The 5,956-nt window shown below is 56.4% G+C and carries 6 protein-coding genes and 1 pseudogene; 4 read left to right on the forward strand and 3 right to left on the reverse strand.

Annotated features, from left to right (window positions below):
• Positions 1 to 489 precede the first annotated feature (489 nt).
• The 4 genes and pseudogenes from Q7W83_RS12560 to Q7W83_RS12575 all read left to right on the forward strand — a co-directional run bounded on the left by Q7W83_RS12560 (position 490) and on the right by Q7W83_RS12575 (position 3,342).
• Positions 490 to 762, forward strand: a complete 273-nt coding sequence (locus tag Q7W83_RS12560) for a hypothetical protein (RefSeq protein ID WP_150634348.1) — start codon at positions 490 to 492, stop codon at positions 760 to 762.
• Between the two features lie 310 nt (positions 763 to 1,072).
• Positions 1,073 to 1,822, forward strand: coding sequence for a substrate-binding periplasmic protein (locus tag Q7W83_RS12565; RefSeq protein ID WP_473656145.1), 750 nt, complete (start codon positions 1,073 to 1,075; stop codon positions 1,820 to 1,822).
• Positions 1,823 to 1,848: 26 nt separating this feature from the next.
• Positions 1,849 to 2,649, forward strand: a pseudogene (locus tag Q7W83_RS12570) (LysR family transcriptional regulator); the annotation flags it as partial.
• A 252-nt stretch (positions 2,650 to 2,901) separates the two neighbouring features.
• On the forward strand, positions 2,902 to 3,342 hold the full coding sequence (locus tag Q7W83_RS12575; RefSeq protein WP_473656146.1) for a phage infection protein: 441 nt from the start codon (positions 2,902 to 2,904) through the stop codon (positions 3,340 to 3,342).
• Between the two features lie 66 nt (positions 3,343 to 3,408).
• Here Q7W83_RS12575 and Q7W83_RS12580 read toward each other — a convergent pair whose 3' ends face one another.
• From Q7W83_RS12580 to Q7W83_RS12590, 3 genes are all read right to left on the reverse strand, one after another.
• The gene (locus Q7W83_RS12580) at positions 3,409 to 4,461 is read right to left on the reverse strand and encodes an alpha/beta hydrolase family protein (protein ID WP_473656147.1); all 1,053 of its coding nucleotides are present in this window, start codon (positions 4,459 to 4,461) and stop codon (positions 3,409 to 3,411) included.
• Positions 4,462 to 5,137: 676 nt separating this feature from the next.
• Complete coding sequence (locus Q7W83_RS12585) at positions 5,138 to 5,446, reverse strand: hypothetical protein (RefSeq protein ID WP_123366410.1); 309 nt, start codon at positions 5,444 to 5,446, stop codon at positions 5,138 to 5,140.
• Between the two features lie 125 nt (positions 5,447 to 5,571).
• Positions 5,572 to 5,956 (reverse strand): hypothetical protein (locus tag Q7W83_RS12590; RefSeq protein ID WP_473656148.1); only part of this gene is annotated, 385 nt, incomplete at its 5' end.

The raw sequence follows: 5,956 nt of genomic DNA on the forward strand, positions 1-5,956 counted from the left end.
AGGAGGTAGGTTTTCCAGAGGGGGTGTTGGGTGGTGGGGGTTTGCATTGGGTGGAGGTCCGTCTCGACTGCGGAGGTTGGGATTCTAGAGGATAGCGTTAGCGGGGATGAACAAAGTTGAATGAATGTTTTGGCGATGTTTTCGATCCATTCCGCAACGTTGGTTACCGGTCCTAGGACGGCATAAAAATTCCTACACAAACCTCGGAATGCGTCACCTTCCCCGCTGTTCTGATGAGGCTTATAGTCCGACCCGTCGCCCAAAATGGCGATACGGGTTTGGCGACCCGAGTTATGAGTGCGAGGGCCGCCTGCTCATTTGCAGGCGTCGTCGCAGCCGCAAAACCGCTGTACTATGGCGGTTGCGCGCGGGAGACCTTCGGGTCTGCCGGTTTCTCATTCCCGGTTCGCCAACCTGCGCGCAACTGCCACCCTATTCGTTTGGCGACGATCTGTTGGCGGTCTCAACAAACTGAATGAGGTTTCATCTATGGAAAGATACATGCCCCTCACCGGAATCGACCTGATCCCGGCCTCCCTGCTCATCGATACCCAAGCTCCACTCGACGTTCTGCAAGCCGCCGCTGATTACCGAATTCGCGCAGTTACTCAGGTGCTGGAAAACATCGCCTTTCGCGCAGAGATTGGTTGCGACACGGTGGTGCTGTCGGACTTCTCCAAACTGCTGGCCATTCCGTTGCGCGATGGTTGTGATTTGATGGATGTGATTGGGCGACGATTGCGGGCGCAGACGAAGGAGTGAATGAAAACGGGCGCTGAAGGCGCCCGTTTTTTGTTCGAACATAAAAAGATCGGACATCTTTTTTCTGCGGCATAACTCTTGTCTGCTTTCGGCTGAACGATCACGGCTTGTCCCAACCAATACCGATAAGAAGCAATCCGCTAAACGCTCTTGTAAGTCCTGCACCACGCGTGCCGGTTCGTGTGTCTTCATTGCCGTGTTGAAGGTTTACCGGACTGCATCAGGCGTTTGACGTGTGCCTGGGTCTATAATGGACGACCCCTGTTAATCAGATCCCCCTGATCACCTCACAGCCCACCAGGCAGAACACGTGAATCTTTCGACACTTACTGCCGCGCTGCTCTGTTTATTTCTTGGCACTCCCGTCAGGGCCGAGCAGTATCAGGTCGTTACTGAAGAGTGGGCGCCGTACAACTATCAGGAGAACAATCAGCTCACCGGCATGGCCACGGAGATCGTTCGGGGCATCATGGCGCTGACCGGGGATGACTTTAAGGTGATGCTGCTGCCCAGTATGCGAAGCACCCACGCATTGAAGAGCCGGCCCAAGACCATAATGTATTCCCTATTCCGCACCGCGGAGCGCGAATCGTTATACAAGTGGGTCGGACCGATCGTGGAAGAGTCCATTCACCCCTATCAGTTAGCCAATGCGCAGCCGCCGGTGAATTCATTAGAGCAGCTAATGCACGCCCCACGGATCACCACGCGACATGCCGGCCTAATACCCGAGATGCTGCAGTCGCGGGGCTTCAACAACCTCGAAAAAAGTGCAACCGAGAGCCGGCAGCTCTATCGCATGCTGCTAGCCGGGCGCACCGACATCATCATAGGCGACACCGATGCGGGGGTGGCTTATTACAGCCGCCAATTGAACATTACCCCCGGCACGCTGCGACAGATCCCCATCGAGCTCTATCGCTCATCGCTGTACATCGCCTTCAGCCGCGACTGTGACGACGAACTGGTAGACGCCTGGGCCAGAGCCCTGGAGCAGTTGCGCCACTCTGGCGAGCTGAAGCGCATCCAGGATCGGTACAATCAACCCGTCGGGCAATGAAAGCGAGGAGCCAACGCAAGCCCGCTTCGCTATCTGGCGCCGCCCACGAGGTAAACAGATCGCAATCCGCTGTCAGCATGCAGATGAAGAAACTGGAGGCCGCGCTTGGACGGCAGTTGTTGAGTCGTGGCCCGAGGCACCTTCAACTGACCGCTGACGGCCAGACACTGTTGAGCTACGCCCGTCGCATGCTCGCACTGTACGCTGAGACCCAAGCGGCTTTTCACGGTGAAGAGTTAACCGGACGAATCCGCCTTGGCATCGCAGAGGACTACGCGGCAAGGTATCTCACGCCGGTTCTGAAGCGGTTTTCGCCGCGCTACGCAGGCGTGGAAATAGAACTGACCTGTGAACAGTCGACCACGCTTATCCCGCGTGTGCGAAGCGGCGATCTTGATCTTGCGCTGGTGTCCAGGGACTCGCCTCAAAGCGGCACATTTCTCTTCAAAGAACCCATGGTTTGGGTTGGCTCACCCCAGTTCGAACTGTGGAGGCGAGACCCGGTGCCTATCGCAGTCTACGAACGTGAAAGCCTGGCCCGGCGTTATGCCGTGAACTCACTGACCCAACAGGGACGCGAATTCAGGGTGGTATACAACAGCTCCAGCCTTGCTGGTCAGGTGGCAGCAGTTGAGGGTGGGCTCGCTATTGCCGCGATCACTCAGTGCAGCGTGCAGGCGTCGCTTCACGTCTTAAGTAGCGAGCACAACTTAGGAAACATTGAACCTATGGAAGTTTCGATTTTACGTAGCCGAGCCTCTCGCGGGTCTAAAGCGGTCAATAGCCTTCATGCTTTCATCATCAGCGCGCTAAGACTTCAGTCTTAGTCATTCATCTGGTTTGGGGGCGGATGAGGTGGGGAACCGGACGGTGTTTGCCGAGGGCAAAGGTGTCGCCTGGAACAACGCGCAGAGTTACAACGCCGAACGGCTGCACCCCATCATCACGCGCACCAGAGGTAGGCCGCCCGCCCTATCAATGCCGTCGATGGTCACCATCACGCCAATGAAGTTCTCTTAAAAATTCTGCGGCGTAACATCTGCTCCATACCAACCAACAACACCCCGGAGCACACGATCATGAAACGCCAAACCATTCTCAGCATCGCTTTCTCGGTTTTTGCAGTTAACGCTTTCGCCGCTACCTCGACTCACCCGGTTGTCGCTGAAGGCGGCTCGGATCGTCTGATTGAAAGTCGTGTCGCTGAAGGTGGTTCGGATCGTTTGATCGAGAATCGTGTGGCTGAAGGTGGTTCGGATCGCCTGATCGAAAACCGCGTAGCAGAAGGTGGTTCCGACCGTCTGATCGAAAACCGCGTAGCTGAAGGTGGTTCGGATCGCCTGATCGAAAACCGCGTCGCTGAAGGTGGTTCGGATCGCCTGATCGAAAACCGCGTCGCTGAAGGTGGTTCGGATCGTTTGATCGAGAATCGTGTGGCTGAAGGTGGTTCCGACCGTCTGATCGAAAACCGCGTTGCTGAAGGTGGCTCGGATCGCTTGATCGAAAGCCGCGCTGCATAAACAAATCGCGTCACCGCAATACCCAAAAAGCCCGGCCTGATCAGCCGGGCTTTTTCGTGTTCGCGTTTACAAACTGCCTTCTTTGTCGATAGGTGACTGAAGAAACTCTGCTATCAGCGATGTGATCTGCTGTTGAATCACCTCACGCGGACGCCCATTGTCGCCATCCCGGCAAATGATGCCATCGCCGGGCACATCTTCTTCGAGCATTACCTCCGCACCCGGTTTGCAAATCGACAAGAAGCTGAAATGGCTTGCATCGCTGATTTCGACGTAACGGCTTGTCGCTGATGGCAGGCGCTTGGCCAGGTTGGCAGACTCCAACTCAGCGGGAAGATCGTGCGACGGTACGCCGGCAGCGATCACCAGCGTGGGTACCGGCAACGCGGCCAGGCTTTCATCGGTCATGCCCCGTGAAAGACCCAGGTCCAATGTCACCACAGCAGTGACGCGTTTATCGCGCAAATCGACGCCCAGCGCGGCCTTTGATTCTGCGGTGCTTGCGGGGTTTATCTTTTCATAGACGGAGCAACTGGCTAACTGCGGGTAGGCTTTGCAGTTTTGCGCGAAGCGGTCTGGATCGAAACGAGCTCCGGCGATCTCCAGGGCGGTCATGCCGCCGAGTGAATGGCCCGCTACTGCAATTCGATCAGTGGCGACCACGCCGAATTTTTCAGGTTGAGCCGTGACGCTATCAATGGCCCGGCGCACATCAACGGGCCGCTGCCACAACTGCGCCGCTGCTTGAGGGCTACGGTCATGAGTGGTGGTGCCAGGGTGATTGATCGCGGCGACGATGTAACCCCTGTGGGCCAGAGCACTGGCAAGCCAGATCTGGTTGCTCCAGTTCCCCCTGTACCCATGGGAGAGCACCAACAAGGGATGCTTGCCAGCAGCGGGCGGCGCATCACGAACGGCAGAAGCCCCGACGAACACCACATCATCGCCGATCAATTGCGTGGCGGCGGTAGTTGCACTGGGGTACCAGACGACCATCTCCAGTGCGCGGCCGTTGTGCGAGTCCGGCAGTGTGGAAGACTGGAAGCCGACAGGGTTCTCGTCAGCGAATGCGAGAGTCGTCAGGCAGGTCAAAAACAGGGTGCAGAAAGCTATTTTCAATGTCGATTCTTCCTTGATTAGACAAGTGCATGGCCACCTGAACCCGCCGTCAGGCGCATCCCTCATCGTTCGGAGTCGAAGCTTATGTGGCTGCCTATGAGCACGGACATTAAAGCTCACATTCGCTGCCGCGCATACTTTCATCGTTCGCGGTGTTTAGTGGGGAGGCGGAGTGTCGCGAGGGACTGCAGTCGGCCGATTCTGTTGAAAAAGTCGGTCTGCCCAAACTGCCTGATCATTGAGTGGTGAAAACGCCTTTTTTGCACGCTGCTACGTGAAATCCGAGTCCGGAAGCCCCTGCAAAAAGTAAAGTTTTCAATCTCGGACGCGTATTTTTCTGACGCGTAAACCATGGCCGGCTTTTTCAACAGAATCGGCCAAAAGCAGGCATTAGACGCGTGTACGAACCCAGCGGCTATTCACTGCTCTAAATCCCGCGGTCTGCCGAAGACGTTCACGGCGCCGACGCCCTATTGCATCGGTCTCGCTGATCCCGTCTCGCACCACCCCAAAAGCATCTGAGGTCAGGGTGTGGGGGGCTGCCGGTGTTGATTCCGTACGTCGCACTATACGGCCATCGACGTCCAGGCCTCCCCAAGGGCTGCCCTGGCTACAGGTAAACTTGAGGCGTAAAAAAGCCCGCGTTGAGCGGGCATCGGAAATCATCCGAACTCATTCAGGCACCTGATTCAGGGTCACTCGCAGGCATACCGCGAGCTTCCTTATCGTTTTCGTCCTGATCGTCCATCTGTGGGTCGGCGTCAGGGTTATCGACTCGACCGCTCTGTCCAGCTTCTGGATGCTCACTCGACACCGAGTTATTTGCATCCACGTCAGTCATGTCTTCGTCGACAGGAGCCTCGTCGTCTGGAGGCAGCGGAACTTCGGGCTCGTCCCTCTTGGGGTCATGGCCGGTTTCGTTGTCCGTCGTGCGCGTTTCGGGCTGCTGTGATTTGTTGCCAGGTGCGTTCTCGTCAATGTCCATGCTGAACCTCCGTACTGATGCGCGGGATGTCCGTGCTTAAACATGAGAAACGGCAAAGCGTTACAAGTGCAGCGCAGTGGACGAACGGAGAAGAAAAACCCGGCTCAACGGCCGGGCTTTCTCTCCTATCTCCTATCGTCTGAAAGCGGTGTCTGTTCATCCGCCTCTGGGGTAGTCCTCTCACCAGGATCCTTCCAGTCTTCTGGACGATCATCGCTTGGATTTTTCAACGGATCGTATTTGTTCGGATCGTCTGGATCTAGCGTCGGCTCATCTGAACCTGGCTCAGGCTTGGATGGAACAGAACCTTGTGTTTGGTTTTGAAAACTCGAATCGGTAGACATACCCACCTCACCATTGAGGTCCAGCTTTTCTGGGCCGTAACAGTTTGAATTTGGCAGGTGAAAAGTGTGCGACTGAGCAGCCGAGCGGGCAGTAAAAAGCCCAGCGGGCGGCTGGGCGTTTGGAGTTGCACGGACTTGCCCCCCATCTGCATCACAACTGACCAGT

Source organism: Pseudomonas sp. 300, from assembly GCF_055803035.1.

Coding starts and splice junctions, on each gene's coding strand:
- Q7W83_RS12560 (WP_150634348.1), top strand. CDS start 490: ATGGAAAGATACATGCCCCTCACCGGAATCGACCTGATCCCGGCCTCC.
- Q7W83_RS12575 (WP_473656146.1), top strand. CDS start 2,902: ATGAAACGCCAAACCATTCTCAGCATCGCTTTCTCGGTTTTTGCAGTT.
- Q7W83_RS12585 (WP_123366410.1), bottom strand. CDS start 5,446: ATGGACATTGACGAGAACGCACCTGGCAACAAATCACAGCAGCCCGAA.